31 protein-coding genes and 1 pseudogene are annotated in these 26,309 nt (G+C 71.8%); 13 read left to right on the top strand and 19 right to left on the bottom strand.

Features of this window, described 5'->3' with window-relative positions:
• Positions 1-111 precede the first annotated feature (111 nt).
• Genes AB0J04_RS31990 through AB0J04_RS31980 form a run of 3 tightly spaced genes read right to left on the bottom strand, consistent with a single transcriptional unit; the run spans position 112 to position 2,914 of the window.
• Entirely contained in the window at positions 112-828 is a 717-nt protein-coding gene (locus AB0J04_RS31990; RefSeq protein ID WP_363172096.1) for a cupin, read from the bottom strand.
• Entirely contained in the window at positions 822-1,751 is a 930-nt protein-coding gene (locus tag AB0J04_RS31985) for a PmoA family protein (protein ID WP_363172095.1), read from the bottom strand. The genes AB0J04_RS31990 and AB0J04_RS31985 overlap by 7 nt, the downstream gene beginning before the upstream one ends.
• Positions 1,748-2,914: a Gfo/Idh/MocA family oxidoreductase gene (locus AB0J04_RS31980; RefSeq protein WP_363172094.1), complete on the bottom strand. Its 1,167-nt coding sequence runs from the start codon at positions 2,912-2,914 to the stop codon at positions 1,748-1,750. Before AB0J04_RS31980 ends, AB0J04_RS31985 begins: the two co-directional genes overlap by 4 nt.
• Positions 2,915-3,256: 342 nt before the next feature.
• Here AB0J04_RS31980 and AB0J04_RS31975 point away from each other — a divergent pair, with 342 nt between their 5' ends.
• The 3 genes and pseudogenes from AB0J04_RS31975 to AB0J04_RS31965 form a co-directional block, all read left to right on the top strand.
• On the top strand, positions 3,257-4,132 hold the full coding sequence (locus AB0J04_RS31975; protein WP_363172093.1) for an undecaprenyl-diphosphate phosphatase: 876 nt from the start codon (positions 3,257-3,259) through the stop codon (positions 4,130-4,132).
• A 118-nt stretch (positions 4,133-4,250) separates the two neighbouring features.
• Positions 4,251-4,430 (top strand): hypothetical protein, encoded by a 180-nt coding sequence (locus AB0J04_RS31970; RefSeq protein ID WP_363172092.1) that lies wholly within the window; start codon positions 4,251-4,253, stop codon positions 4,428-4,430.
• A gap of 83 nt (positions 4,431-4,513) precedes the next feature.
• Positions 4,514-4,693, top strand: a pseudogene (locus AB0J04_RS31965) (hypothetical protein); the annotation flags it as partial.
• Between the two features lie 12 nt (positions 4,694-4,705).
• Here the strand turns inward: AB0J04_RS31965 and AB0J04_RS31960 are convergent.
• Together AB0J04_RS31960 and AB0J04_RS31955 are read right to left on the bottom strand one after the other, a co-directional pair.
• Positions 4,706-5,404: a DUF4389 domain-containing protein gene (locus tag AB0J04_RS31960; RefSeq protein ID WP_363172091.1), complete on the bottom strand. Its 699-nt coding sequence runs from the start codon at positions 5,402-5,404 to the stop codon at positions 4,706-4,708.
• Between the two features lie 181 nt (positions 5,405-5,585).
• On the bottom strand, positions 5,586-6,161 hold the full coding sequence (locus AB0J04_RS31955; protein WP_363172090.1) for a hypothetical protein: 576 nt from the start codon (positions 6,159-6,161) through the stop codon (positions 5,586-5,588).
• A gap of 212 nt (positions 6,162-6,373) precedes the next feature.
• Here AB0J04_RS31955 and AB0J04_RS31950 point away from each other — a divergent pair, with 212 nt between their 5' ends.
• Together AB0J04_RS31950 and lnt are read left to right on the top strand one after the other, a co-directional pair.
• Positions 6,374-6,844 carry a nuclear transport factor 2 family protein gene (locus tag AB0J04_RS31950; RefSeq protein WP_363172089.1) on the top strand — a complete coding sequence of 157 codons (471 nt, stop codon included), beginning with the start codon at positions 6,374-6,376 and terminating at the stop codon, positions 6,842-6,844.
• 93 nt (positions 6,845-6,937) lie between these two features.
• Complete coding sequence (gene lnt / locus AB0J04_RS31945) at positions 6,938-8,521, top strand: apolipoprotein N-acyltransferase (RefSeq protein ID WP_363172088.1); 1,584 nt, start codon at positions 6,938-6,940, stop codon at positions 8,519-8,521.
• Here the strand turns inward: lnt and AB0J04_RS31940 are convergent.
• On the bottom strand, positions 8,439-9,350 hold the full coding sequence (locus AB0J04_RS31940) for a Gfo/Idh/MocA family oxidoreductase (RefSeq protein WP_363172087.1): 912 nt from the start codon (positions 9,348-9,350) through the stop codon (positions 8,439-8,441). The genes lnt and AB0J04_RS31940 overlap by 83 nt on opposite strands.
• Before the next feature lie 96 nt (positions 9,351-9,446).
• Here AB0J04_RS31940 and AB0J04_RS31935 point away from each other — a divergent pair, with 96 nt between their 5' ends.
• Both AB0J04_RS31935 and AB0J04_RS31930 read left to right on the top strand, forming a co-directional pair.
• On the top strand, positions 9,447-9,962 hold the full coding sequence (locus AB0J04_RS31935; protein ID WP_363172086.1) for a DinB family protein: 516 nt from the start codon (positions 9,447-9,449) through the stop codon (positions 9,960-9,962).
• Between the two features lie 138 nt (positions 9,963-10,100).
• Positions 10,101-10,577 carry a hypothetical protein gene (locus tag AB0J04_RS31930; RefSeq protein ID WP_363172085.1) on the top strand — a complete coding sequence of 159 codons (477 nt, stop codon included), beginning with the start codon at positions 10,101-10,103 and terminating at the stop codon, positions 10,575-10,577.
• Positions 10,578-10,581: 4 nt separating this feature from the next.
• On the opposite strand, the gene AB0J04_RS31925 is transcribed toward AB0J04_RS31930, so the two are convergent.
• The 7 genes from AB0J04_RS31925 to AB0J04_RS31895 all read right to left on the bottom strand — a co-directional run bounded on the left by AB0J04_RS31925 (position 10,582) and on the right by AB0J04_RS31895 (position 16,608).
• A complete protein-coding gene (locus AB0J04_RS31925) occupies positions 10,582-11,052 on the bottom strand; it encodes a hypothetical protein (protein WP_363172084.1) in 471 nt (156 codons plus the stop codon).
• An 89-nt stretch (positions 11,053-11,141) separates the two neighbouring features.
• The gene (ung, locus tag AB0J04_RS31920) at positions 11,142-11,825 is read right to left on the bottom strand and encodes a uracil-DNA glycosylase (RefSeq protein ID WP_363172083.1); all 684 of its coding nucleotides are present in this window, start codon (positions 11,823-11,825) and stop codon (positions 11,142-11,144) included.
• A 101-nt stretch (positions 11,826-11,926) separates the two neighbouring features.
• Positions 11,927-13,510 carry an ABC transporter substrate-binding protein gene (locus AB0J04_RS31915; protein WP_363172082.1) on the bottom strand — a complete coding sequence of 528 codons (1,584 nt, stop codon included), beginning with the start codon at positions 13,508-13,510 and terminating at the stop codon, positions 11,927-11,929.
• 195 nt (positions 13,511-13,705) lie between these two features.
• Positions 13,706-14,467: an SDR family oxidoreductase gene (locus AB0J04_RS31910; RefSeq protein WP_363172081.1), complete on the bottom strand. Its 762-nt coding sequence runs from the start codon at positions 14,465-14,467 to the stop codon at positions 13,706-13,708.
• Between the two features lie 31 nt (positions 14,468-14,498).
• Positions 14,499-15,260: a 3-oxoacyl-ACP reductase FabG gene (gene fabG, locus AB0J04_RS31905; protein ID WP_351916283.1), complete on the bottom strand. Its 762-nt coding sequence runs from the start codon at positions 15,258-15,260 to the stop codon at positions 14,499-14,501.
• A 176-nt stretch (positions 15,261-15,436) separates the two neighbouring features.
• Positions 15,437-15,856: a DUF3037 domain-containing protein gene (locus AB0J04_RS31900; protein ID WP_363172080.1), complete on the bottom strand. Its 420-nt coding sequence runs from the start codon at positions 15,854-15,856 to the stop codon at positions 15,437-15,439.
• A complete protein-coding gene (locus AB0J04_RS31895) occupies positions 15,853-16,608 on the bottom strand; it encodes a HipA family kinase (RefSeq protein ID WP_363172079.1) in 756 nt (251 codons plus the stop codon). The genes AB0J04_RS31900 and AB0J04_RS31895 overlap by 4 nt, the downstream gene beginning before the upstream one ends.
• Positions 16,609-16,801: 193 nt before the next feature.
• Here AB0J04_RS31895 and AB0J04_RS31890 point away from each other — a divergent pair, with 193 nt between their 5' ends.
• The gene (locus AB0J04_RS31890; protein WP_363172078.1) at positions 16,802-17,314 is read left to right on the top strand and encodes a Rieske (2Fe-2S) protein; all 513 of its coding nucleotides are present in this window, start codon (positions 16,802-16,804) and stop codon (positions 17,312-17,314) included.
• Here the strand turns inward: AB0J04_RS31890 and AB0J04_RS31885 are convergent.
• Positions 17,301-17,948: a cysteine hydrolase gene (locus tag AB0J04_RS31885; RefSeq protein ID WP_363172077.1), complete on the bottom strand. Its 648-nt coding sequence runs from the start codon at positions 17,946-17,948 to the stop codon at positions 17,301-17,303. The genes AB0J04_RS31890 and AB0J04_RS31885 overlap by 14 nt on opposite strands.
• Before the next feature lie 167 nt (positions 17,949-18,115).
• Here AB0J04_RS31885 and AB0J04_RS31880 point away from each other — a divergent pair, with 167 nt between their 5' ends.
• The gene (locus AB0J04_RS31880; RefSeq protein ID WP_363172076.1) at positions 18,116-18,583 is read left to right on the top strand and encodes a pyridoxamine 5'-phosphate oxidase family protein; all 468 of its coding nucleotides are present in this window, start codon (positions 18,116-18,118) and stop codon (positions 18,581-18,583) included.
• A 23-nt stretch (positions 18,584-18,606) separates the two neighbouring features.
• Here AB0J04_RS31880 and AB0J04_RS31875 read toward each other — a convergent pair whose 3' ends face one another.
• Both AB0J04_RS31875 and AB0J04_RS31870 read right to left on the bottom strand, forming a co-directional pair.
• Positions 18,607-19,509 carry a LysR family transcriptional regulator gene (locus tag AB0J04_RS31875; RefSeq protein ID WP_363172075.1) on the bottom strand — a complete coding sequence of 301 codons (903 nt, stop codon included), beginning with the start codon at positions 19,507-19,509 and terminating at the stop codon, positions 18,607-18,609.
• Positions 19,510-19,552: 43 nt separating this feature from the next.
• Complete coding sequence (locus AB0J04_RS31870; protein WP_363172074.1) at positions 19,553-20,884, bottom strand: aminotransferase class I/II-fold pyridoxal phosphate-dependent enzyme; 1,332 nt, start codon at positions 20,882-20,884, stop codon at positions 19,553-19,555.
• Positions 20,885-20,919: 35 nt separating this feature from the next.
• Between AB0J04_RS31870 and AB0J04_RS31865 the strand changes: the two genes are divergently transcribed.
• The gene (locus AB0J04_RS31865) at positions 20,920-21,603 is read left to right on the top strand and encodes a pyridoxamine 5'-phosphate oxidase family protein (protein ID WP_363172073.1); all 684 of its coding nucleotides are present in this window, start codon (positions 20,920-20,922) and stop codon (positions 21,601-21,603) included.
• A 38-nt stretch (positions 21,604-21,641) separates the two neighbouring features.
• Here the strand turns inward: AB0J04_RS31865 and AB0J04_RS31860 are convergent, their stop codons facing one another.
• Positions 21,642-22,706, bottom strand: a complete 1,065-nt coding sequence (locus tag AB0J04_RS31860; RefSeq protein WP_363172072.1) for a helix-turn-helix domain-containing protein — start codon at positions 22,704-22,706, stop codon at positions 21,642-21,644.
• Positions 22,707-22,789: 83 nt separating this feature from the next.
• Here AB0J04_RS31860 and AB0J04_RS31855 point away from each other — a divergent pair, with 83 nt between their 5' ends.
• The gene (locus AB0J04_RS31855; RefSeq protein ID WP_363172071.1) at positions 22,790-23,272 is read left to right on the top strand and encodes a hypothetical protein; all 483 of its coding nucleotides are present in this window, start codon (positions 22,790-22,792) and stop codon (positions 23,270-23,272) included.
• Positions 23,273-23,645: 373 nt separating this feature from the next.
• On the opposite strand, the gene AB0J04_RS31850 is transcribed toward AB0J04_RS31855, so the two are convergent.
• The gene (locus AB0J04_RS31850; protein ID WP_363172070.1) at positions 23,646-24,650 is read right to left on the bottom strand and encodes an EamA family transporter; all 1,005 of its coding nucleotides are present in this window, start codon (positions 24,648-24,650) and stop codon (positions 23,646-23,648) included.
• A gap of 129 nt (positions 24,651-24,779) precedes the next feature.
• A complete protein-coding gene (locus AB0J04_RS31845; RefSeq protein WP_363172069.1) occupies positions 24,780-25,322 on the bottom strand; it encodes a Clp protease N-terminal domain-containing protein in 543 nt (180 codons plus the stop codon).
• A 200-nt stretch (positions 25,323-25,522) separates the two neighbouring features.
• Between AB0J04_RS31845 and AB0J04_RS31840 the strand changes: the two genes are divergently transcribed.
• Both AB0J04_RS31840 and AB0J04_RS31835 read left to right on the top strand, forming a co-directional pair.
• The gene (locus tag AB0J04_RS31840; RefSeq protein ID WP_363172068.1) at positions 25,523-25,735 is read left to right on the top strand and encodes a hypothetical protein; all 213 of its coding nucleotides are present in this window, start codon (positions 25,523-25,525) and stop codon (positions 25,733-25,735) included.
• Between the two features lie 100 nt (positions 25,736-25,835).
• Positions 25,836-26,264, top strand: coding sequence for an SRPBCC family protein (locus tag AB0J04_RS31835; protein ID WP_351916252.1), 429 nt, complete (start codon positions 25,836-25,838; stop codon positions 26,262-26,264).
• The last annotated feature ends 45 nt before the right edge of the window (positions 26,265-26,309 follow it).

Here is a 26,309-nt window from a genome sequence, read left to right as displayed (position 1 = left end):
GCGCTGACTCCCCGCTCTCGGCATCGCTCGATTGGATCATTCCGGCAGGGAAGCCGCAGGGGTATCAGGGAAACTACGTCAGCCGATCCCCCGTGCGCTGATGACCCGGCACTATGGCAACGCGTACACGTCCAGCCACCCGCACATCCCGAACTTACCGTGGGACGAGGGCTGTTCGGCCCGGACGGCGGCCTCGGCGAGGTAGGACACATCACCCTCCGAGAGCCGGTCGAGCTGCTCGCCCGTGGCCTGCGCGGCCGCCCGCGCACCGCGGAGCCAGCGCTCACGCCACGCGGCGAGCCGGGGCTCCACCAGCGCGGCGGCGGACCGGTGGAAGGCGGCCAGGGCGGCCGGATCGTCCGCCGCCTCGCGCAGCGCGCGGTAGCCCTCCAGCGCGAGGTCGCGCCGGGCACGGGCGATCCGGGCCTGCTCCTCCCGGGGGGCGTCGGCCGGGATCACGGTCGCGGCGGCGTACGTCTCGGGGTCGGTGAGGTACTCGGGCGGCAGGGTGAGCACGGCGTCGCCGGCCTCCGGCAGCCCGCTGTTCTGCATCAGGACGGTGATGCGCAGGTCGTCCTCGTTGACCAGCCGGTGGACGGTGCCCGGCGTGAACCAGGCGACCGTGCCGGGTGCGAGGGGCGTGACCTCGTACCCGGACGCCGTCAGGGTCTGCACCGCGCCGTGCCCGGCCGTGACGACGTACCCCTCGGAACACGTCAGGTGCATATGGGGGGTTCCGCCGTGCAGACCGTCGGCGGCGGGCCAGTCGTACACGCGCAGGTGCGAGACGGCGACCCCGCCGGGCAGTCCCGCGTACTGGCTCACCACGAATGCGCCTGAAGGTACTCGGCGATCTCCTCCCGCTCCCAGGCGCCGTCGGCCACCACCACGCGGTAGCGGCGGGTGAGCGTGTCGCCGGGGGCGAGCTCCAGCTCGTCGAAGAACGACCAGGAAGGGGCGATGCCCGCGAAGGGCTCGTTGCGGACGAACCAGTGGGCGGGGTGGGTCCCGCCGGCGCCGGAGTGGTCGTTCTCGGGGGCGTGTGCGAAGACGACCGTGGCGTGTCCGTCGGCGCCGTCGTGCTCGCCGGAGAGGGCGAGCCAGGGACTCTGCGAGGCCATCAGCCCGGGCCCCTCGCCCTCGGGTCCGATGATCCGGCCGTCCCGGAAGGCGCGCGGACCGCGCCAGAACAGGCCCGTGTAGCCGGCCAGTTCCCGCCCGGCGGTGGTCGGGCTGCCGAAGCGCAGCGGCTCGTCGCGGCGGTTGGTGACGGCGCTGGTCCAGGTCAGCGCCCAGGATCCGGCGTCCGGGTCGACGTCGTGAACCTCGATCCGGCGCGCCTCCTCCGCCCACAGCTCACCGCTGGACGGATGCCAGGTCAGCCGCTCGGCGATGACGACCCGGCCGCCGGCCGCGGACACCTCGTCGAAGCCGACGTGCGCCATCGAGCCGACCCGCTCGGGGAGTTCGAGGTACCCCTCGCCGTGGACATAGGAGTTGCCGCCCCACAGGTTCGCGCCCGACAGGTGCGAGGCGGTCAGCGACAGCCCCTTGTGCCAGCGGTGGTCGTTGGGCCGGTAGTCGGTGACGACGTCGCCGGCGAGGGTCCGCAGCGGGTGGATGTACGGCCGCGGCGCCTCCCAGGCCGCCTCGGGCCGGTAGACGTAGGCGAGCAGTTCGACGCCGGTGGCCGGGTCGGTCACCGTGATGCGGTCGCCGTGGGCGTGGACGAGACGCAGGTCCCCGCTCATGCCGGCACCTCCACGCCCACCGGGGCCGTGCCCGGCGCCCAGCCCGGGGCGCCCCCGTGCAGGGCCGTGTAGTAGGGGTCGCCGGGCCCGATCTCGCCCCGCCGCACCGTCGTGTCCGTGAACGCCGACTTGTACAGCGCGGAGATCAGCTCCAGGCTGGTCCGGCCGTCCGCGCCGCTGCTGCGCGGCCGCTGCCCGGCGCGCATGCCGGCGACCAGCTCGCGCAGCTGCGCGAGGTGCGAACTCGGGACGTCGGGGCCGAAGTCCTGCCAGGCAGCCGCCTCCTCGCCCGGGACTTCCGGGGCGGGGGTGATGCTCCAGTTGGCGTTGGAGTGGCCGTAGAGGTGGGTGAGCTCGACGGTGGCGCGCTCGCAGTCGATCCGGATGCGGCTGACCTCGTCGGGGCTCAGGACGCTGTTGACGACGGTGGCCATGGCCCCGCTCTCGAAGCGGACCAGGGCGGTGGACACGTCCTCCGTCTCCACGTCGTGCACGAGCCGGCCGGCCATGGCCCGCACCTCGCTCCACGGGCCGAGGAGGTCGAGCAGCAGGTCCATCTGGTGGATTCCGTGGCCCATCGCCGGGCCGCCGCCCTCGGTCTGCCAGCGACCGCGCCAGGGCACGGCGTAGTAGGCGGTGTCGCGGTACCAGGTGGTCTGGCAGTGCGCGACGAGCGGCCGCCCGAGGGCCTGCTCGGCGAGCAGCCGTCGCACGTGCCGCGAGCCGGACCCGAAGCGGTGCTGGAACACGATCGAGGAGTACGGCCCCGCCTTCTCGCCCTCCGCCGCCTCGACGGCGTCGTAGTCGGCGAGGGTCGGCACGGGCGGCTTCTCGCACCACACCCAGGCGCCCGCCCGCAGCGCGGCCACGCTCTGCTCGCGGTGCAGGGTCGGCGGGGTGCAGATGGTCACCAGGTCCGGGCGCTGCTCCGCGAGCATCAGTTCGAGGTCGGTGTAGGCGTGCGGGACGCCGCCCTCCTCGCAGAACGCCCTGACGGCGGTGGCATCGATGTCGACGGCCGCCACGACCTCGGTCTCGCCCTCGGCGGCGAGCTGCTGGAGCGCGGGCAGATGAGAGCCGCGTCCGATGGCGCCGGTGCCGATGACGGCGGCCCGGATCCGGCGGCCGTCGAGGGGGACAGGCAGCGGAGTGGATGGGGACATGGGCGTGATCAGCACTCCTCCGACGAACGGCCGAACGGCCGACGAGCCAGCAACCGAGCAGGAAGCGTGCGGCACGCACGCACAGCAAGCGCTTTCCCCTCGGAGGCAACGTATGCGGCGGCCGGGCGGCGGGTCAACCATCCGGGCGTCCGAGCCTGCGGCGGAGGAATGCCGCAGCTCACACGTGGTCGAACGGCGCAGTCCACGTTGCCCGCGAAACCCCTGTGGCGAACCTGTCACACGGGACCGCTACCCTTCCTTTGCACAGTCTTGATCTCCGGACGCGGCGCGCCCTGCCGTCGCGGTCGCCCCTTCCGATCGGCGCTTGGACTTCCACACCTCATGTCTTGGTTCGAATCTCTCATCCTCGGACTCGTCCAGGGGCTGACCGAGTTCCTCCCCGTGTCCTCCAGCGCGCATCTGCGGCTGACCGCGGCGTTCTCCGGCTGGGAGGACCCCGGCGCCGCCTTCACGGCGATCACCCAGATCGGCACGGAGGCGGCGGTGCTGATCTACTTCCGCAAGGACATCGGCCGGATCATCGCGGCCTGGAGCCGGTCGCTCTTCGACAAGACGATGCGCAAGGACCACGACGCCCAGATGGGCTGGCTGGTGATCGTCGGCTCGATCCCGATCGGGCTGCTGGGCGTCACCCTCAAGGACCAGATCGAGGGACCGTTCCGGGATCTGCGGATCACCGCGACCATGCTCGTCGTCGTCGGCATCGTGATCGGCATCGCCGACCGGCTGGCGGCCCGGGACGAGACGGGCGGGAAACACCGCGCGCCCAAGCAGCGCAAGAGCCTGGAGAACCTCGGCGTCAAGGACGGTCTGATCTTCGGCCTCTGCCAGGCCTGCGCCCTCATCCCCGGCGTCTCCCGCTCCGGCGCCACCATCAGCGGCGGCCTGTTCATGGGCTACAAGCGCGAGGCCGCGGCCCGCTACTCCTTCCTGCTGGCCATTCCGGCGGTCCTCGCCTCCGGCGTCTTCGAGACGAAGGACGCGCTGGAGGGCGGCCATGTGGCGTGGGGGCCCACGATGTTCGCCACGGTGATCGCCTTCGTCACCGGGTACGCGGTCATCGCGTGGTTCATGAAGTTCATCAGCACGAAGTCCTTCATGCCGTTCGTGTACTACCGCGTCGTCCTGGGCATCGTCATCATCGCGCTGGTCGCCACGGGGTCGCTGAGCCCGCACGCGGCGGAGTCGGCGGGCTGATCCCGAACTCGCCGGAGCGCGGCCCCCGTTGATGATCGATCAACCGTGACCAAGCCCATACCGGTGTGGGTAGCCGTCCCGTAGCGCAGTGTCAGTGCATGCGCCTAGTCTTTGCCGCATGTCCCCCGATTCCGTCTTCCCTGGTTCCGTGCGGTCCGCTGCCGAGTTAAACGAGCGGATCCGGGCCCTCTGGCTGCGCGCCGGCGGGTCGCTGTCCACCCAGGAGCGGGCCGAGTACGAACTGCTGGTGGTCGAGTGGGCCACGGCGATCCGCGGTGACGTGGTCACGGCGGCCTGAGTCCCGGTCCCGTCAGCCTCCGTTCGGAACCGCTCGGACCGTGCCGGGCCCTCCCTACACCGACCGCATGATCACCCTGCCGTTCACCCGAGACCGTCGCGCGGCGCCTGACGGATCTGGCCGCGGCGACCCGCGCGGACGAACTCATGCTGGTCACACCGGTGTACTCATTGACCGACCGCCTGAGGTCGTACGAACTCGTCGGACGGCACGTCATGGCGCCGACGGCCTCGACTTCGCCGACGGCCCCGGTCCCTCGGTAGGCCGCCGCGGCGCTACCGACCGGAACCGCCCGGCGCCGTCGGCGAAGTCGTCGTCGGCGGTTCGGACCGTCCGCCCATGTCGAGCCGGAACGGCGGGTACGCGTCGGTCATCAGCGCGGCGTACGCGATCACCCGCGCGCACCAGCGGGCCAGCCCGATCAGCAGGTCGAAGAGGTGGACCGGGTAGCGGGCGGTGAACGCCAGGACGACCACGGCGACGAGGGAGAGGAACGGCATCAGGCCGACGCCGCGCCAGCCGCCGTCTCCCGACCACCCCCAGCCCCACCCACCGGTGAAGATCCCGACGACGATGTACTGCGGGATCACCAGCAGCCACCACTTGACCAGGACCAGTCCGCGGGAGAGCCGCTCGGGGTGGGCGACGTCCAGCCGCGCCGGGTAGTCGGGGACGTCCGCGAGGGTGAACGGCGGGTACCGGTCGGTGCCGAGCGCGGCGTGGGCGTAGTAGGCGACCCGCCAGTTCCAGCGCAGCACGCCGACGTTGAAGGCGAAGAGGGCCTGCGGGTATCGGCCGGTGAACAGGATGGCGAAGAACGCCACGATCGTCACGAGGACGAACCCGATCCACAGGAAGAACAGCACGACGTAGTGCGGGATGGCCAGGAACCACTTCACCAGCCAGAGCCATCTGGACAGCCTGGGGTCGAGGAACGCCTCGACCCGCACAGGCGACGCGGTGACAGGATTCATGGGGCGCCTCCGATCGAGAGTCCCCACCCGGCGGTCACCAGTGCGCAGTCTCAGACTCGCACGCGCCGTGGACGGCCGCGACTCGGGCGGATCGCTCCGGGGCGCGAACCGGCGACCACGCACGGCACGGCCCCAAGGCGGCTGCCTCGAGGCCGTGCGGGACCCTCCCCGGGCCTGTGGCTCAGGAGGTGGCGTTCCAGGAGTGTGCGACGTCGATGATCAGGCGGTCGCCCGACTGCGTCACGCGGAACGGCAGCCGCGCCCGCACGCCGACCCCGATGACGACATCGTCCTCGAGGCCGTCGACGTATCGCGTGTCCTTGAAGGTCTGGTAGCCCGTGATGTCGACTCCGGGCAGCGGTTGCCCGTGCGTGCCCGGGTAGGAGTTCGTGCCGGTCTCCGGGTCGTGGTTGGGCGACACGGCGATCTGCAGGATCGCTCCGCCGGAGATGGGGACCTCCCCCGTGCCGACCGAGATCAGCTTGTCGACGTACTTGACGCGGTAGCCGATGTCGCCGGTCCCCGAGCCGCCCTTGTAGTCGATGACCAGGCGGTCGAAGCACTCGTGCTGACCGGTCCTGACGTTCGTCACCGGAGGCCGGTAGTCCTCCGCCGGCGTCACCCGCTTCTCCAGGCTCCCCCACCCGGTCTCGCACACCGCCGACGCGCCGGTGTCGGCCTGCGCCGTCACCGCCGTTCCCGCGAGGCCGGCTCCCGCAAGCGCTAAGGCCGCCAACGCGGTTCCGAGTCGTCGCATGTCTGCTCCCCAACTGATCGAGTACACGGTCACGGCTCGATGCCGTGGTCACTCACGGTGGGCTCGGCATGTGACCGGACCAGGCCCGGACGGTCACGAAACGGCAACGACCGATCATGGAAGGCCGAGAATCGAGGGGCGCGGAAGCCGTACGTGGGATCGACACCCGCACAGACCTTGGCTGATCAGCTCCCATACCGAAGACTCGGGCCATGACGCAGCGTGTGGAGCTCGCCACCGTGATGGACCGACTGGCCGTCGACGGGTTGATCACCGACTACGCCGTGGCGGTGGACGACGGTGACTGGACGGCGTACCGGGAACTGTTCGCATCGGACGGAAGGGCGGACTACCGTTCCGCCGGCGGTATCGAGGGGGAGGCCGGGAACGTCGCCGCCTGGCTCGCGGAGAGCATGCGGGTGTTCGCGATGCGGCAGCACCTCATCGTCAACCGCCGGGTGCGCTTCGGGATCCTGGACCAGGACACCGGAGACACCGCCCGGGTGCAGGCCGACTACGTCAACCCGATGCGGCTGACCGCCGACGGCCCCGACGGGTCCCCGGCCGGCGCGCCCGACTTCGTCTGCGGCGGCCGGTACGCCTTCGGTCTGCTGCGCACGCACGACGGCTGGCGGGTGCGCGAGGTGGTCGTCCAGGAGAAATGGCGACGACTGCCCGGCTGAACCGGGGGGTCGTGCCCGACTGAGCCGAAACGCGCTCCCACGGAGCCGAAAAGCACTCTGTCGGAGATCGTCCGCGGCGCGCACACTGGAGGCATGCAGGGGTACACGCAGGGGTTCGGACACTGGCTCACCACCCCCTGGCGGCGTTCGGCCGTCGTGGCTCTCGCGGGCGCGCTGCCCGTGCTCGCGTTCCCGGCGCCGGCCCTGTGGTGGTGGGCCTACCTCGCGCTCGTCCCCTGGATCCTGCTCGCCCGCTCGGCGCCGACGGCGCGGCGGGCGGCGTACGACGGCTGGAGCGGCGGGTTCGGCTTCATGCTGGCCATGCACCACTGGCTGCTGCCGTCCCTGAACGTGTTCACGTTCGTCATCGCCGCCCTGCTGGGCGCCCTGTGGGCGCCGTGGGGCTGGCTGGTGCGCCGGTACCTCGCCGCGGACGCGAGGCCGTCCCGCAGCCGGGTGGCGGCCGCGCTCCTCGTCCTGCCCTCGGCCTGGCTGGCCGTCGAACTCGTCCGCTCCTGGCAGGGGCTCGGCGGACCGTGGGGCATGCTCGGGGCCAGTCAGTGGCAGGTGCAGCCCGCGCTGCGGCTCGCCTCCGTCGGCGGGGTGTGGCTGCTGAGCCTGCTGGTGGTGGCGGTCAACGTGGCGGCCGCCGTCCTCATCGCCCTCCCCGCGTCGCGGGCGCCGGCCGTCGCCGGGCTCGTCGCCACCGCCGCGACGGCCTCGGCCGCCTGGGTGTGGGCGCCGCGCCCCGACGTCGACGGGCAGGCCCGGATCGCCGTCGTCCAGCCGGGTGTGATCGACGGGCCCGACCGGCGCTTCGACCGCGAGGAGCAGTTGACCCGAGGGCTGGTCGGTCAGGACGTCGATCTGATCGTCTGGGGCGAGAGCAGCGTCGGGTACGACCTCGCCGACCGGCCGGATCTGGCCGATCGTCTCGCGCGGCTGTCCCGGGCGACCGGCGCCGACATCCTCGTCAACGTCGACGCCCGCCGCTCCGACCGGCCCGGCATCTACAAGAGCTCGATCCTCGTCGGCCCCGACGGCCCGACCGGCGGCCGGTACGACAAGATGCGGCTGGTGCCGTTCGGGGAGTACATACCGGCCCGTTCGCTGCTCGGCTGGGCCACCTCCGTCGGCAAGGCGGCCGGCGAGGACCGGCGGCGCGGCGCCGGGCAGGTCGTGATGGACGCCGCGCCGGGCCTGCGCGTCGGGCCGATGGTGTGCTTCGAGACGGCGTTCCCCGACATGAGCCGCAACCTCGCCGAGGACGGCAGCGACGTGCTGGTCGGCCAGTCGTCGACCTCCACCTTCCAGCACAGCTGGGCGCCCGCGGAGCACGCCTCGCTGGGCGCGCTGCGCGCCGCGGAGACCGGGCGGCCGTTCGTCCACTCCACCCTCACCGGTGTCTCCGCCGTGTACGACGCGAGCGGCCGGCGCATCGGCTCACAGCTGGGCACGGAGGCGAGCACGACGGCCGTCTACGACGTCCCGCTCGCCGACGGCGTCACCCCGTACGTCCGTTACGGCGACTGGCCGGTCCATCTGGCCCTGCTGGTGCTGGTGGCCCTCGGGCTCACGGAGGGAACGCGGGCGGTCAGGCTGCGGCGGACCGCTCCAGCGCCGCTCGGACCACCCGCTCGCACAGTTCGTGAGTCGCCAGCGCGTCCCGGGCGCTGAGCACCTTGCCCGCGCGGACGGCGTCCAGGAAGGCGAGGACCGCCTGCTCGATGCCGCGCTGCCGGGCCACCGGCACCCAGTCGCCGCGCCGCCGCACGGTCGGCTGCCCCTTGTGGTCGACGATCTCGGCGAGGTTGACGACCTGCCGCTTGGTGTCCTGCCCGGACACCTCCAGGATCTCCTCGTTCGAACCGCTGAGCCGGTTCATCACACCGAGCGCGGTGAAGCCGTCCCCGCTGAGCTGGAGGACTATGTGGTGCAGCAGTCCGTCCTCGACGCGGGCACGCACGGTCACGTCGTCGACCGGGCCCGGCGCCAGGAAGCGCAGGGTGTCGACGACGTGGATGAAGTCGTCGAGGACCATCCGGCGCGGTTCCTCGGGCAGTCCGATCCGGTTCTTCTGCATGAGGATCAGCTCGCGCGGATGGTCGGCGCACTGCGCGTAGCCGGGCGCGAAACGCCGGTTGAAACCGACGGCGAGGGACGTGCCGCGTGCCTCCGCGAGCGTCACCAGCCTTTCGGAGTCGGCGAGTTCGTAGGCCAGGGGCTTGTCGACGTACGTCGGGACGCCCGCTTCCAGCAGCCGCGCGACGATCTCGGGGTGCGCGGCGGTCGGCGCGTGCACGAAGGCCGCGTCCAGGCCGACGGCGAGCAGCGCGTCGAGGTCGCGGTGCCGCTGCCCGTGGGGCAGCCGAAGGGTGTCGGCGACCCGGTCGAGGGTGGCCGGGGTGCGGGTCTGGAGATGGAGCTCGACCCCGGGCAACGCGCCGAGCACCGGCAGATACGCCTTCTGCGCGATGTCTCCGAGTCCGATACAGCCGACCTTCACGGGGCACTCCCTCAACTCTCGCCTGCCTCCCCGGCAGCATACGGCCCGCCGGAAAACCCGTGGTGGGCGCGGGCGCACCGAGGTCACCATGCGGGGATGACGACTTCGCCGCGCACCGCACCCGCCTTGAACGCCGACGAACGCACCATGCTGGAGGGCTGGCTGGACTACCACCGGCAGACCCTGGCGATGAAGTGCGCGGGCCTCACCGACGCCCAGCTCCGCACCGCCTCGGTGCCGCCGTCCGAACTGTCCCTGATGGGCCTGGTGCGGCACATGGCGGAGGTGGAGCGCAGCTGGTTCCGCAGGGTGCTCGTGGGCGACGGCGCGGAGCCGATCTACTACAGCGACGAGGACCGGGACGGCGAGTTCCACCTCAGCGAGCAGGACACCTGGGCCGAGGCCCACGCCGCCTGGCAGGCCGAGATCGAGGTGGCCCGGCGGTACGCGGCCGGCTTCGCCCTGGACGAACTCTCGCGCGGCAGGAGCCGGTTCACCGACGAACGGTTCAGCCTGCGCTGGATCTACACCCACATGATCGAGGAGTACGCCCGGCACAACGGCCACGCCGACCTCGTCCGGGAGCGCATCGACGGCGCGACCGGGGAGTAGGGCCCGTGCTCGGGGCGGGCGGTGGCCGTCAGCGTGTCCGGGTCCGCTCCCTCCGTACGGGGTACGAGATCACCCGTGCGGGGCAACCTCGGGTGGTCCGCTGTCGCTGGGACGGTCACAGCCACCAGAGTTGCGCGGGTGCATCGAACGACAACCACCGCCACACTCCTGGTCACCGTGGCCTTCTCGGCCCTCTCCGGGTGCATGACCGTCCAGAGTCCGCCCGCGCCGGGTCCGGCCATGGCACCGTCGCGACCGTCCGTTCCGCGGCCGGACGGGCGGGCCGAGACGCAGATCGTGCAGGCGCCGGCCCGTGAGGCGCTGGAGATGATCGCGCCGTCCCGGAAGCCGGAACCGACGGCGCCGGCGACCCCCGCACAGCGGCGGCGGACGGCGGCGGCGCCGGCCGAGCAGCCGCCCGCGCCCCGTTCGCGTCCGCACTCCCGGCCGCCCCACCCGGCGCCGCGACGGCACGCACCGCCGCGCGTGGAGCTCCCGGACGTGGAGGCGGAGGTGCGCAGGAACACCGATGTGTGCGCGCTCGGCCGGAAGTACGGCGGATGGCGGCAGGACAGCCCGGAGGCGGTGATCTGCGAACAGGCCTACGGGCGTTGAGGACTCAACGCTCCCGCCGCCACTCCCCCTCCCCCAGGCGCAGCTCCATCCTGCTGATCGCGGCCCGGACGCCGTCCCCGTAGCTGTCGTCCCCCAGCGCCGCGGCCGCCCGGCGGGCCCTGCGCACATGGGTCCGGGCGGCCTCGACGCGGTCGAGCTTCAGGTAGTCCGCCGCCAGGTTGAGGTGCAGCGACGGATGGAGCGCCCGCAGTTCCACCGACCCCTCGTGCTCCTGCGCCGCGGTCAGCGCCCGCAGGTCCCACGCCAGTTCGTCCGAAGGGTCGTCGTGGGTGTCGGCCAGGTAGTGGGCGAGGGTGCAGCGGTGCAGCGGGTCGCCGTCCTCACCGATCTCCGTCCACAGGTCGAGGAGCCGGTGCCGGGCCTCCTCGCGGTCTCCCCCGTGGTGCAGCATCACGACCTGCCCGATCCGCGTGAGCAGCGCCTCCGACGCCGTCCGCCCCTGTCTCTCCGCCACCCAGGCCTCCCTTGCGCCGATGCGTCGACGCTAGCCGTACGCACCGGCGATCAGGGGCAGGCGGCACCGGGCCGCGGGGGTCGGGTCGGTCAGACCAGGTTGGGGATCGTCCAGTCGATCGGCTCGTGGCCCTGCTGCGCCACAGCCGCGTCGATCTGCGTGAACGGACGGGAGCCGAAGAACTTCTTCGCCGACAGCGGCGAGGGGTGGGCGCCCTTGACGACGATGTGCCGGCTCTCGTCGATGAGCGGGAGCTTCTTCTGCGCGTAGTTGCCCCACAGCACGAAGACGGCCGGGTCGGGCCGGTCGGCCACGGCGCGGATCACCGCGTCCGTGAACTTCTCCCAGCCCTTGCCCTTGTGCGAGTTCGCCTCGCCCGAGCGGACCGTGAGGACCGCGTTGAGCAGCAGGACGCCCTGCTGGGCCCACGGCATCAGGTAGCCGTTGTCGGGGATCGGGGTGCCCAGCTCCTCGTGCATCTCCTTGTAGATGTTCCGCAGCGACGGCGGGATCTTCACTCCCGGCCGCACCGAGAAGCACAGGCCGTGCCCCTGGCCCTCGCCGTGGTACGGGTCCTGGCCGAGGACGAGCACCTTCACCCGGTCGTACGGCGTCGCGTCGAGTGCGGCGAACACCTCCTCGCGCGGAGGGTAGACGGGCCCGTTCGCCCGCTCCTCCTCGACGAACTCCGTCAGCTCCTTGAAGTAGGGCTGCTCCAGTTCGTCGCCCAGAACCCCGTGCCAGGACTCGGGCAGCATGGCGATGTCGGTCACGTCAACGTCCTCCGTTGTGCGGTCACTTCCAGACCACAGAACCTACAGGCGACCACTGACAACCGGCCCCGCGGAGCGCCCTGTCCACGACTGCCGGACGACTACCAGCTGGTCTTCCGCGACAGCTCCCAGACCATCATGATCGTCGACGGGTCCAGGGCGCGCTCTCCGCCCGAGACGTCCTCGGAGGAGGCGATGTACTGCTTGCCCTGCCACAGCGGCAGCAGCCGGGCGTCCTCGACGAGGATCTGCTGGGCCTCCTCGAAGTCCTTCACCACGTTGGCGCGGTCGCTCTCCTCGCGGGAGCGCGGCAGCAGCACCTGGGTGATCTCCTTCGCCGGGTAGGGCGTGCCGAGCGCGTTCTGGTCGCCGACGAACGGGGCGATGAAGTTGTCGGCGTCCGGGAAGTCCGGGGCCCAGCCGCGCCCGAACACCGGGTACTCGCCGTTCTGGTAACCGAGCACGTAGGTGTTCCAGGGGCGGTTCTTCAGGGTGACCGAGAACAGGCCCGAGGCCTCCAGCTGGCTCTTGATCTCCTTGAACTCCAGGGCGGTGTCGGAGCCGTAGCGGTCGGAGGTGTACCAGAGCGTCAGCGGGACGGTCTCGGTGATCCCGCCCTCGGTGAGGATCGAGCGGGCCTTGGCCGTGCTGGGGTCGCCGAAGGAGTCGAAGAAGGCGCTGGTGTGGCCGGTGAGACCGCTCGGGACCATCGAGTACAGCGGGTCGACGGTGTCCTTGTAGACCTTGTGCGCGATCGCCTTGCGGTCGATGACCTGGGCGATGGCCCGGCGCACGGCGATCTTGTTCGACCACTCGGCCTTGGGGTTGAACACCAGGTAGTTGATGTTGCTGCCGGCGGCCTCGACGAGCTGCAGCCCCTCGTTGCCGGCGCCCTTGCTCTCCAGATCGACGATGTCGTCGGCGGCGAGGCCCTGGTAGGTGATGTCGATGTCCTTGGCGCGCAGGGCCTTGACCATGTCGCCGGAGTCCTGGAAGTAGCGGATGGTCACCGCGTCGTTCTTGCGGTCGGCGAAGCCCTCGTAGTTGTCGTTGCGCACGAGGACGGCCTGCTTGCCCGCTTCGTAGGACTGCAGCCGGTAGGGCCCGGAGCCGACGATGCCGTCGTCCTTGCGCAGGGAGTTCGCGGGGTAGTCGTCGGGGTCGACGAGGGACATGCCGGGGGTGGCGAGCACGAACGGGAAGGTGGCGTCGGCCTTGTTGAGGCGGAAGAGCACCTCGTTGTCGCCCTTGGTCTCGACGCTGTCCAGGCTGCCCAGGAGCCCGTTGGGGCCGGTGGGCGCGTTGATCGCCCGGATCCGGTCGATCGAGTGCTTCACGGCCTTCGCGTCGATCTTGTCGCCGTTGGAGAACTTGAGGCCGTCGCGCAGTTCGCACTTGTACGTGCGGTTCGTGGTGTCCGTGAACGCACAGGACTTGGCCGCGTCGGGCTGCGGCTCCGTCGCCCCGGTGGGGTAGCTCAGCAACGTCTGGTAGATGTTGCGGAACAGCTCCCATGAGCCGTCCCAGGCGGCGGCGGGGTCCAGCGTGCTCGGAGCACTGGTGGTGCCGACGACGATCGGTCCGGCGTCGTCGGAGCCCTCCTCGCCCAGGAGGCTGCACCCGGCCACCAGGGATATGGACACGATCGCAGCCACCTGCTGCAAGGATCGGTTCCGGTTGAACACGTGCACGCTCCTCGATCTGCCATGCCAAGGGTGGGCAGACCATACCGCAGCCCCGCGCGGCCTGAACCGGCGGCTGTGCAGCGGTATTGATCACTTCTGGTTTGACGACGTTGTCATCACCGTGTGCCACACAAAGGTGACGACACGGGCGCCGTTTCCGTCAAGGAAACGGCGCCCGGTCGCGCGCGTCGGGGCTCAGGCCACGCCGGCGTTGAGGAAGATCCCGCCGTCGACGACGAGCGTCTGGCCGGTGATCCAGTCCGACTGCTCCGAGGTCAGGAACGCGGCGGTGCCGCCGATGTCGGAGGGCACGCCGAGCCGGGCCAGCGGGTAGGCGGCGGCCGCCTCCGCCTCGCGGCCCTCGTACAGGGCGGCGGCGAACTTGGTCTTCACCACGGCCGGGGCGATCGCGTTGACCCGCACGCGCGGCGCGAACTCGTGCGCCAGCTGCTGGGTCAGGTTGATCATCGCGGCCTTGCTGATGCCGTACGCGCCGATGAACGGCGAGGCCGACAGGCCCGCGACGGAGGAGATGTTGACGATCGCGCCGCCGTTGTCCTTCTGCCAGGCGTGCCAGGTCTTCTGCGCGAAGCCGAGCGCGGAGACCACGTTGGTCTCGAAGACCTTGCGGGCCACCTCCAGGTCGAGGTCGGCGATCGGCCCGAACACCGGGTTCGTGCCGGCGTTGTTGACCAGGAAGTCGACGCGGCCGAAGGCCTCCATCGTGCGTTCGACGGCGGCCCTCTGGTGCGTGAGGTCGTGCGCCTTGCCGGCGACGCCGATCACCCGGTCGGCGCCGAGCCGTTCGACGGCCTCCTTGAGGGCGTCCTCGTTGCGGCCGGTGATGCAGACCCGGTCGCCGCGGGCGACGAGCGCCTCGGCGACGCCGTAGCCGATGCCCCGGCTGGCGCCGGTGACGAGGGCGACCTTGCCGGAGAGTGCGGGCAGTTCAGTCATGTTCGTGATCCTCAGTCGTCCCGTGTGGCCGTTAGTCGAGCGGTCCGCCGGCGACGTACAGCACCTGGCCGGAGACGAAGCCGGCGGCCTCGTTCGTGAAGAACGCGATCGCGTTGGCGATGTCGTCGGGCTCGCCGACGCGCGCGACCGGGATCTGGGTGGCGGCGGCGGCCTTGAACTCCTCGAAGCCCATGCCGACGCGGGCGGCGGTCGCGGCGGTCATGTCGGTGGCGATGAAGCCGGGGGCGACGGCGTTGGCGGTGATGCCGAACTTGCCGAGCTCGATGGCGAGGGTCTTGGTGAAGCCCTGCAGACCGGCCTTGGCGGCGGAGTAGTTGGCCTGGCCGCGGTTGCCGAGCGCCGAGGAGGAGGACAGGTTGACGACCCGTCCGAAGCCGGCGTCGACCATGTGCTTCTGGACGGCCTTGGTCATCAGGAACGAGCCGCGCAGGTGCACGTTGAGCACGGTGTCCCAGTCGCCGGCGCTCATCTTGAACAGCAGGTTGTCGCGGAGCACGCCCGCGTTGTTGACGAGGATCGTCGGCGCGCCCAGCTCCGCGACGACGCGGGCGATCGCGGCCTCGACCTGGGCCTCGTCGGAGACGTCGGCGCCGACGGCGATGGCCTTGCCGCCCGCCGCGGTGATCTTCTCGACGGTGTCCTTGCAGGCGGCCTCGTCGAGGTCGACGACCGCGACCGCGCGACCCTCGGCGGCCAGCCGTACGGCGGTGGCGGCTCCGATGCCGCGCGCCGCGCCCGTGACCACGGCGACCCGCTGCTCATTGGTGGACATTGCTGGTTCTCCTCGCCCTTGAGAATGCCTGACCTGAGAAAGCCCGACCTGAGAAAGCCTGACCTGAGGAAGTCTGCTGCGCCCGAGTGGTGAGCGACCGCTTAGTACCTTCGGCAGACGTGACGCTAGAAGCCCTGGCACCCGGTGTCAACGCCACACGTCGCCGGTGTGATCCATTACCTCACCAGCAGCTGAAGCAACCGCTCCGTCTCGGCCGCCGGATCGGTGGTGAGCCCGGTGTGCACGGGCCCCGGCTGGACGACCGTCGAACGGGGCGCGATCAGCCAGCGGAAGCGCCGCCCGGCGTCGTCGTGCACCGCCTGCCCGGCCGCCGCGCCGCCCGCGCACACGCCCTCGACCGCCCGCAGGGCGGCCCGCACCCCGGCGACGTCCGCCTCCGGGTCCAGCGCCAGCAGCTTCGCCTCGTCGAGGTGGGTGCGGGCGCCGACGTATTCCCGGCCGCGGCAGTAGACCAGCACGCCCGCGTTGATGCACTCGCCGCGTTCGACACGCGGCACCACCCGCAGCAGGGCGTACTCGAACACGTCCCGGTCGCCGCCCTGGCCCGGCCGGATGATGTGGCGGTCGTCGTTCACTCGGTCCCCTTGATGCGGTCGTGGATGACGGCGGCGCGCGCGAGAAGAGGGGCCGCGTAGGCGCGCCGGAGCGCGTCCGGGGTGTCGAAGCCGGGCTCGTCCGCCAGCCAGACGTCCGGGATCTCGGCGGTGACCTCGGCGAGGAGGTCGGCGGTGACCAGCGGCGCCAGCTCGGCCGCCGCGGTCGCGACGTCCGGCCCGAACGAGGCGAGGGCGTGGTCGGCGGCATCGTAGGGGCGGGCCGCGGAGGTCTCGGCGGTGGGCCAGTTGTGCTGCCAGATCATGGTGGCGCCGTGGTCGATGAGCCACAGGTCGCCGCGGTGCACCAGGAGGTTGGGGTTGCGCCAGGACCGGTCGACGTTGTTCACGAGCGCGTCGAACCAGACGATCCGGCCGGCCTCCTCGGGGCTCACCGGGAAGGCGAGCGGGTCGAAGCCGAGGGCTCCGGAGAGGAAGTCCATGCCGAGGTTGGTCCCCCCGCTGGACTTCAGCAACCCCTGCACCTGCTGGTCGGGTTCGCCGAGCCCCAGCAGGACGTCGAGCTCCACGGTCACCAGAGGGGGCACCCGCAGGCCCAGCCTGCGCGCGAGTTCGCCGCAGACGACCTCCGCGACGAGCGTCTTGCGGCCCTGCCCGGCGCCGGTGAACTTCATGACGTATACACCGAAGTCGTCGGCCTCGACGAGCCCCGGCAAGGAGCCGCCCTCGCGCAGGGGGGTGACATAGCGGGTCGCGGTGACTTCCTTGAGCATCGCCCCAGGTTACTGGGCCTGGCACGATGCCCGGCCGACAGCTCCGCGACAGCTCTGGCTTACGCCGTGCTCATGTCGAACGGGTCAAGATCTCGACACTGTCCGGACTTGGCGGGGGCGCTGAACAAGCGACGTTCACGGCTCGTACCTCCTGACAGATCCACGCACCCCCTTTGGAAGGGAACCCCCCAGCATGACCAGCGCATCGATCAAGTCCGCGTCGGGGCCCGCCCGCCGTACCGTCGTGACAGCCGCGGGAGCCGCGGGGCTCTCCGTCGCGCTGACCGCGTGCGGCGGCTCCGACGACGACTCGTCGAGCTCGTCCTCGTCGGCCGGCACGTCGGGTTCCACCGGTTCCACCGGCAGCACCGAGGCCGCGAGCACCGGCGGCACGGGCGGCGGGGACAACGCCGCGGCCGGCGCCGCCCTCACCACGACCGCCGACATACCCGAGGGCGGCGGCAAGGTCTTCGAGTCCGAGAAGGTGGTCGTCACCCAGCCGACGGCGGGCACGTACAAGGCGTTCTCCGCGGTGTGCACGCACCAGGGCTGTGCGGTGAAGAGCATCGCCGACGGCGTGATCAACTGCCCGTGCCACAACAGCAACTTCTCCATCACGGACGGCAGCGTGAAGAGCGGTCCCGCGCAGAAGGCGCTGCCGGAGGTGGCGATCACCGTCAGCGGCGACTCGATCACTCTGGCCTGACGGCCGTCCGCCGGAGGCAGTCCAGCACCTCGTCCGTGGTCGCGACCGTGGCGACCAATGCGAGGGTGTGCCGGATCATCGCGGGGGTGTAGTCGGCAGGCACCCCCGCGATGGCGTCCGACGGCACGACGACCGTGTAACCCCGGTTGACGGCGTCGAAGACGGTGTTCGGGATCGCGACGTTGGCCGAGACGCCGCTCACCACCAGGGTGCGGCAGCCCAGATTGCGCAGCAGGGCGTCGACATCGGTGCCCTGGACGGGCGACAGCCCGTGCAGCCGCCGTACGACGAGGTCCTGCTCGGCGACCTCGATCGGGGGCGCGAGACGGGTGGCGGCGGTACCGCTGAGCTGCTGGACGGGGAAGCGTTCGGCGGCACGGAACAGACGGGCGTTGCGGTTCGCGCCCCGGCCGTCCGGGCGGCGCTCGGCGACGGCGTGCACGACCTGGACGCCGCTCGCATGGGCGGCGGCCACCAGCCGGGAGACGTTGGCGAGCGCCCCCGACTCTCGTGCCTCACGGGCGAGTTGGGGCAGCGCGGCATCCGGACCGACGACGCCCTGCTGGCACTCCACCGTGATCAGGACGGTGGACGCCGGGTCGAGGAGGTCGCTGAGCTCTTCGCAGGACGGCATGACTCCCCCTGGCTCGGTGTGGGGCGGGCGACACTAACCGCCATTGCGCGGAGAGGGAAGAAGACCCATCCTTTTCTGACGGACTTTCAGAAAAGCAGTGGGTTTCAGGAAAACGGCACAGGACGACAGCGGCACAGGCCGACACAAGAGAAGAATGAGGGGGCCGGATGACCGTCACTCAGCGCCGGGGCCGGAAGATCATGATGACCGCGGGCGAGCTGGACGCGTTCCTCGCCGACCAGCGCACCTGCCGGGTCGCGACCGTGTCCTTGGACGGCGCCCCGCACGTCAGCGCCCTGTGGTTCCTCTGGGACGGCACCGCGCTCTGGCTGTACTCGGTCGTGCGCAGCAAGCGCTGGGCGGACCTGCGCCGCGATCCCCGGGTGGCGATCGTGATCGACACGGGCGAGGAGTACGACGCGCTGCGCGGCGTCGAGCTGTCCGGCGCCGTGGAGTTCGTGGGCGAGGCCCCGCGCACGGGCGAGCTGTGCGCCGAACTCGACGCCGTGGAGACGCTGTTCGCCCGCAAGAACTTCGGCCTGGACGCGATGCCGCACGACGGCCGGCACGCGTGGGTGCGACTGACCCCGGAGAAGATCGTGTCCTGGGACTTCCGCAAGCTGGGCGGCGCGTAGGGCGACCCCTCCGGCCGGTCGGCTCAACTCACCGCCCGACCTGCCGCCTTGAGCGCCCCGACCGCCGCCCGGATCGACGGGCGGCGGTCGGCGTCCGCCCGCCAGACCGCGTACACATGCCGCCGCACGCGTTGCCTGAGCGGTACCGTCACGACCCCCTCGGGCATCGGGTGCCGTCCGAGCAGGGGCGCGATGCACACCCCCAACCCGGCGGCCACCAGACCGAGTTGGGTGTGCGTCTCGCCCGCCCGGTGGCCGACGATCGGCTCGACGCCCCGCGAGCGCAGCGTGAGCATCAGCCACTCGTGGCAGAACTCGCCCTCGCCCCAGGTGATCCACTCGTCCTCGGCGAACTCCCCGAGGTCCACCTCGTCCCGGCCCGCGAGGGGATGCCCGGCCGGCATGGCGACGTCGGCGGGATCGTCGAGGATGGACGCCTTGACCAGGCCGTCCGGCACCGGCATCGGCTTGTTGTACCAGTCCAGGGCGACGGCGAGGTCGAGGTCGCCGCGCAGGACGCCGGTGATGCCGCGCTCCGGCTCCATCTCGCACGAGCGCAACCGCAGCGCGGGGTGCGCGGTGCGCAGCGCGGCGAGGGCGACGGGAAACAGCCCGCGCGCCGCGGTCGGGAACGCGGACAGCCTCAACTCCCCTGCCACCTGGCCGCGTTGGGCCTCCAGATCGGCCTGGGCGAGCTCGACCTGGGACAGGATCCGGGAGGCGTGCTCGGCGAGCAGCCGTCCCGCGTCCGTCAGCCGCACGCCGCGCCCCTGCTTGGCGAGCAGCCGCTGCCCGACCTCGCGCTCCAGCTTGGCCATCTGCTGCGAGACGGCCGAGGTGGTGATGTGCAGCGCCGTCGCGGCCCCGCTGACCGATCCGTGCCGGGCGAGGGAGTCGAGGGTACGCAGGCGCTCCAGGTTCAACATGTGAGCAAGGCTACGAGGCGCACGTCGAGGATCATCGATCGCGCTACACGTACCCGCTCCCGGGCACCGCGCGCACCGCGGCGGCCACCGCGTCCGCCAGCACCGCGATCTCGCCCGCCGCCAAGGTCGACACGGTGATCCGGATCCCGGGCGGGGCCTGGACCCGGAACCGCGCCCCGGGCGCGACCGCCCATCCCGCGTGCAGCAGGCCGGCGACCGCCCCCGTCTCGTCCGGCACGGGAACCCATACGTTCATCCCGCTGCGCCCGTACGCCTCGACTCCCCTCCCGGCCAGTGCGGCGATCAACGCGTCCCGCCGACCGCCGTACGCCGCCGCCACCGCGCGCGCGTCCACCGCGCGGTCGGCCCACAGGCGCAGGACCGCCCGTTGGGTGATCCGGCTGACCCAGCCGGGCCCGAGCCGCTGCCGGCCGCGGACCCGGTCGAGGGTGACGTCGTCCCCGGTGAGGACGGCGAACCGCAGGTCGGGCCCGTAGGCCTTGGCGACCGAGCGCACGAAGGCCCAGTGCCGGGTGACGCCCGCGAGGGGGTGCAGCGGGAGGTCGACGATCCGATGTCCGTGGTCGTCCTCGACCAGCAGCGTCTGCGGGTGTTCCCGCAGGACGGCGCGCAGGGCACGCGCGCGCGTGGCGCTCACGGCCGCACCGGTCGGGTTCTGCGCCCGGTCGGTGACGATCAGGGCGCTCGCCCCGGCGGCCAGGGCACGGCGCACGTCCTCGGGCAGCGGTCCGTCGTCGTCGAGGCCGACCGGAACAGGGCGCAGCCCGAGGGCCGGCACGAGGTCGAGCAGGGAGCCCCAGCCGGGATCCTCGACGGCCACCGTGTCGCCCGGCCGCAGATGCGCGGCGAGGACGCGTTCGATCGCGTCCAGCGAACCGGAGGTGACGGCCACGGGCCCGGCCGCCACGCCGTCCGCGTCCAGGTCGGCCCGGGCCAGGCGCTCCAGCTCGGGTTCGATCGGCGCGTGCCCGTACAGGACCGGCTCCCGGTCACCCTGCGCGACGGCCCACGCGAACGCCGGCCCCAGCGGCGGCAGCAGGGCCGTGTCCGGGTTGCCGGCGGCCGCGTCCCGCACCCCCGCCGGCACCTCGACGCGGATGAACTCGCGCCCGGTCGTGGCGGGCTTCGACCGCACCCGGCTGCCCCGGCGGCCGTCGGTCTCGATCACCCCCCGCTCGCGCAGGGTGCGATACGCGGCCGCGACGGTGTTCGGGTTCACTCCCAGCGTCTGAGCCAACTCCCGCATGGGCGGCAGCAGTTGCCCGGGCCGCAGCCCACCGGCGCTCACCGCCGCCTCCACGCTCGCGGAAATGTCTGCTGCGCGCCGACCTTCGATCGGATACTCTCCTAGCACAAAGACGATTATGCACTAGTGCAATGGAGAACGCCATGCAGGGGACCCAGGAGCCGATGACACGGGCCGCCGCCTACACCCCGACCGACCGCACGATCCCCACCCGGGCCGCGCAGAAGGCGTCCTACGACAAGGATCTGGTGCACGCGATACTCGACGAGGGCTACGTCTGCCACCTCGGCTTCGTCCGCGACGGCGCGCCCGTCGTGCTGCCGACGCTGTACGGCCGGGTCGGCGAGACGCTGTACGTGCACGGCTCGACGGGCTCGCGTCCGCTGCGGATGACGGGGCAGGCGGACCCGGGGCTCCCGGTGTGCCTGACGGTGACGCATGTCGACGGCCTGGTCCTGGCCCGCTCGGCCTTCCACCACTCGATCAACTACCGCTCGGTCGTGGTGCACGGCGTCGCGTACGAAGTGACGGACCCGCAGGAGAAGGCCACCGCGCTCAGCTCCTTCGTCGACCATGTCGTCCCGGGCCGGTCCGCCGACTCGCGTCCCGCCGACAAGAAGGAACTGGCGGCGACCGCGGTGATCCGCCTCGACCTGGACGAGGTCTCGGCCAAGGCCCGCACGGGCGGGGTGAACGACGAGCCGGAGGACCTCGCCCTCCCCCACTGGGCCGGCGTCCTCCCGTTGCGCAAGGGGTACGGCGCCCCGCTCCCGGAGGCGGACCTCGCCCCCGGCACCGAACTCCCGGACTACCTCTCGGCGTTGTGACGCTCAGCTGCCCGCGCGACGCGTCCCGCGCCGTCAGTTCAGGGACATGGCGCCGGGTAGGAACTCTCCGTCGTGGGGTACGGAAGGCAGGCCTTCTTCTCGGGTGCGTAGCGCATCAGATGTGCCCGGACCTCGGCGGTGTAGGGGCGGATACGGGCCGGGATGCCGTTCTCCTTCTGCACGACGAAGGCGGCCGTGCGGTACGCGGCAGCCAGGTTGAGGACGGGATCCCCCGCCACACCTTCGAGTTGGGGCGCCAGCGCGCACAGCATCCGTCCCATGGCGAGGATGGACTCCTCGGCGTCGAAGGGCGGCACCGGGACGCGATCCTGCTGGTCCTCGGGGAGGTAGTAGCGCAGCACCCGGGGCGTCCAGCGGGCGATGCCGTACTCGTCCTTCACGGAATCGTGCAGATGCGGATCGAAGTCGCTCTCCACCTTCAGCATGGCCGCGACCAGTGCCGGCGAGATCTGCGGGACGGGACACATGGTGCCGGCTTCCACGATCACCGCCCGGTACGGGCCAGGGATGTCGGAGCGAGGGTCGAGCCAGTCGGCGAGGTCGGAGGACGGGCCGCGGCCTAAGGACTGCGACGCGGTACAGGTGGCGAGGACGAGCAGTACGACGGCGAGCCGCAGTTGGACGGCCAGGCGCCGCGTGCGTCTTCGACGGGTGACGGACACGGTGTCCGGCCCCGCGGGAGCGGCGCCCGGCCCGGTGGCCGGCCCGGTGGCCGGTCGGAGTCCGGGAGCACCCTCGCCCGAGGCGACCGCTTCGGCTGTGCGCACGGTCGCCGCTTCCGGTGTCTCCCCGCCTACGGCCCCGCGCTCGTACTCGTGCAGCTGCACTCGCGTCGCACGCCGCCGCAGCTCCCATTCGTCCGCGTCGCCACCGCACGCCGTGACGTACGCGGCCAGCACCGACGCGCTGGGGAGCCTGCTCCCCGATACGCACGCCGCGAGAGTGGAGGCGGCGAAATGCGTACGCCGGGCCAGTTCCTGATACGACGGCGATCCCGCGGAGCGCCGCAGTTCCCGCAGTTCATGGGCGAATCGCGCCAGCGGCCCCGATCTCGGATCTATCGGATTCTCATGCCTTCCCATGTGTTCCCCCGTCGGTGCGCGCCGGCCGGTCGTGCCTGGCGATGTCCTCGGTTTGTCCACCGATTGTCCCCAACGGCTGGCCGATGGAACCGAAGCCAGACGAGTCGGGAGCCGTCTGGACCCGCCAGGTGCCCGGCAGCTCGGTCTCCGTGGCCCTGCGAATCGGTGAGGCGGCCACGGTGCTCGTCCATGTCATCCGCCGCTACCACTACGAGATCGACACTCTCGCCCACGGCGAGGTGATCGGCTTCCGCCCGGCGGACAGGACGCTGAAGGGCCACGCGACCAACCACGCCTCGGGGACGGCGGTCGCGATCCGCCCGACCTGGTACCCGGACGGCGCCAAGGGCGGTCTCTTCCCCCACCAGCTGGCGACGGTCCGCGACATTCTCGAGGAATGCCAGGACGTGGTGGCCTGGGGCGGAGACTTCCGCCGCGCGAACGAGTCCCACTTCCAGATCGACGTGCCCCCGTCGGACGCACGCCTGAAGCGGCTCGCGGACAGGATCCGCGGCTGGGAGGAGACGCCTGGCCAGGGGGCGGGGACACTCGCCCTGGGCGTCTGACTTCGGCGGGGTGGGGTGCTTCGTCCCGGGGCGTGCCGCCCAGCCACCGCTCGTCGCCGGGGCTTCCGATGATCCGACTCCCTCCCAGCGGTTCTGCCGGCTACGGCCGCGAGGCATTCGCCGCCCGGTGCGACGGCCGACACGGCCGCGCCGACCCCGGACGGGCTCCACGCCGTCCGGTGGCAACCCCGCCGCCGGGGCGAACGGCGGCAGGCGCACGGGCGCCCGCGGACTCCCCCGTAGCGGCCGGGGCGAGCGGGGGCGGCACGGCCTTACGTGGGACGGGCGCGCCGTACCTCCCCACAGCGCGCGACGCTCGGGCAGCAGCTGAGGGCTCGCCTCGGGCTGCCGGGGCGGCGGCGCAAGCGTCGGGTCAGACGGCCGTTTCGCGGACCGTCGGCTCCCTTTCGGGGCTGCAGGCGGCCACCGGCTCCGGGGAGCCCTTGGCGGGTGCGGACGACTGCGCGATGAACGCGCCGAGGAGCACCACCGCCCCGCCGACGATCTGCGGCGCCGAGAGATGCTCGCCGAGCAGCACCCACGCCAGGACGGTCGCGATGACCGCCTCCAGACACGCCACCACGCCGGCGACCTGCGGGGAGAGCCGACGCACGGAGACCACGCCGGTGACGTAGGCGACGACCGTCGCGATCAGCACGATCCAGGCGAGCAGCAGCCAGGCGGGCACCTCGGCGCCGTCCATGCCGGCGGTGTGCGCGAGCACGGACCAGTCCATGCCCCACGGACGGGCGACGACGGTCAGCACGAGGGCGCCCACGAGGAGGCCGTAGGCGATCACGCCCAACGGGTCGGGGGCGTCGTCGCCCAAGGCGCTGCCCTGGTCGGACAGGACGAAGTAGCCGACCTGGCAGCAGGCCGCCGCGAGGGCGAGCAGCAGGCCGAGGGCGTCGAAGCTCAGCCCGGACCAGATCTCGACGACACAGGCCAGTCCGCCCACCGCGAGGACCACGCCGAGCGCGGCGGCGCGCGTCACGGGCCGCCGCTGCACGAACCGCACCCAGCCCAGCACGAGGGCGGGCGCGAGGTACTCCACGAGCAGCGCGACGCCGACGGGGATGCGGGAGATCGAGGCGAAGTAGAACGCCTGCACGCCGGCCACGCCGAGCAGACCGAACCCGGCGAGCAGCGCGGGGCGGGTGCGCAGCAGCGCGCGATGACGCCAGGCGAGCGGCAGCATCACCAGCGCCGCGCCGGTCACCCGCAGCCACACCACGTGCAGCGGGTCCAGGCCGGCCTCGATCAACGGTTTGGCCGCGACCCCGGATCCGCCGAAGGCGATGGCCGACCCGACCGCCAGACCGAGCCCGATGCCCTTTCCACGGTTGCCCTGACTGCTCACAGACGTATGCACCGGCACATGATGACAGGCGATGACATGAGCGTCACCCCTGTTGACACCTGTCTCATCGACTGGACGACGCCGGACCGGGCACAGCGCGGCCGGTCAGCAGGTTCTTGGGCGAGCCCCGTCAGCGGGCGGGCCCCGTCAGTAGGCGGGCCCGTCGCCCTCGATCAGACCGTCCTCGATCCGGGCGCGCAGTTCGTGCACGTCGACGCCCGCCCTGGTGAGGACCTCGACTGCCCGCGCCTGCGGGTCCTCGACGATCGCCACGAGCAGATCGACGCCGGCGGCCCGCCCGCCGTCGCGCAGCGCGGCCCGCCCGCACGCGTGCTCCAGCGCGATCGCGGCCAGCGGCGAGAACCCCTCGACGACGGTCACGACGGGCAGGGCCCCGGAGTCCTCGACCCCGCTCTGCCAGCGCAGGCCGTAGCCGATGCTGCGTTGGACGAGATAGCCGAGCAGCCGGGCGAGCTGGGGTCCGCCGTCGAAAGCGGCACGGACCTGGGGGTCTTGCTCCAGGAGCGAGTGCAGCAGGTGGGCGGTGTCGATCTGGCGGTCCCCGTCTCTGACCGCCCGGCGGCGGGCGGCGGCGAGCGCCGCCGCGGGCTCGGCACCGAGCCTGGGATCGTCGTACATGCCGTGCGCCGCCTGGTCGCGCGGCGACTGCCGGGGAATACGGGGTTGCACATCCCCTACCCCATCAGTCCCGACCGGGTGCGGTCATCCCCGGCGGGAAGCATCTTGGCGTCCCACGCAGAGCGGACCCAGACCACCGCAATCTCCTCCCTACGGATGAGATCAGACCGTTTCCCGCCCAACGGCGCGCGCCGCCTTGCGCTGCGCCCCTCGCGCAACCGTCGAGCCCCGCCCGTACGTCTTCCACGGACATGGAGAGCGCGAGCCGGCTGGTGACCCTGCCGGCGATCGACGGCCGGCAGTACGTGTACCGGGTGTACGCCCCCGAGGACGCGCCGCCCGCCGACCTCTACCGGCAGGCGTGGCGCTGCCACGACGAGGGGCCGTTCCCGCCCGCGCGGGACGTGTTCGACCAGGCGGCGATACGCCGGGTGGGCCACCGGCCCGACCTACGCACTTGCTGACGGTTCATCAGTATTGAATGTTGGCGGCCTTGGGGCTACTTTCCGCGACGACGCAGCCGAGTCGCCCGACACGAAGAGCCCGACACGAAGAGGTGGTCGTATGGCCGAGATCAGCGCCGAGGCACGCATCCAGGCACCGGCCGAGCAGGTGTGGGCCCAGCTCACCGACTGGCCGAAGTACGGGGAGTGGAACGCCACCCACACCAACTTCCCCAAGGGCGGCCCCGAGACCCTCGAACTGGGCGCGACCTTCCAGGAGAACATGAAGCTCATGGGCTTCCCGGCGGAGGTCGAGTGGACCGTGGCGGAACTGGAGCCGGCCCGGGTGCTCGCCATCCGCGGGAAGGGCCCGATGGCGGTGGCCGTGGCCACCCGCTACACCCTGACCCCCGACGGCGACGCCACGACGGTCCGCATCGACGGCGAGTTCACGGGCGCGGCCGTGTCGCTGATGGCCGGCAAGCTCAAGGACTCGGGGACCGCGGCCCTGAACGAGTCGCTGCGCAAACTGGGCGCACTGGTCGTCTGAGCCGGCGGCACCCGCGCGTGAAGGCGCCCCGCGGACGATTCCGCG

Origin of the sequence: Streptomyces sp. NPDC050263 (assembly GCF_040655955.1) — a bacterium.
Lineage (GTDB): Bacteria > Actinomycetota > Actinomycetes > Streptomycetales > Streptomycetaceae > Streptomyces.
The sequence above is the reverse complement of the archived record's forward strand: the minus strand, read 5'-3'. Positions and strand labels throughout refer to the sequence as shown.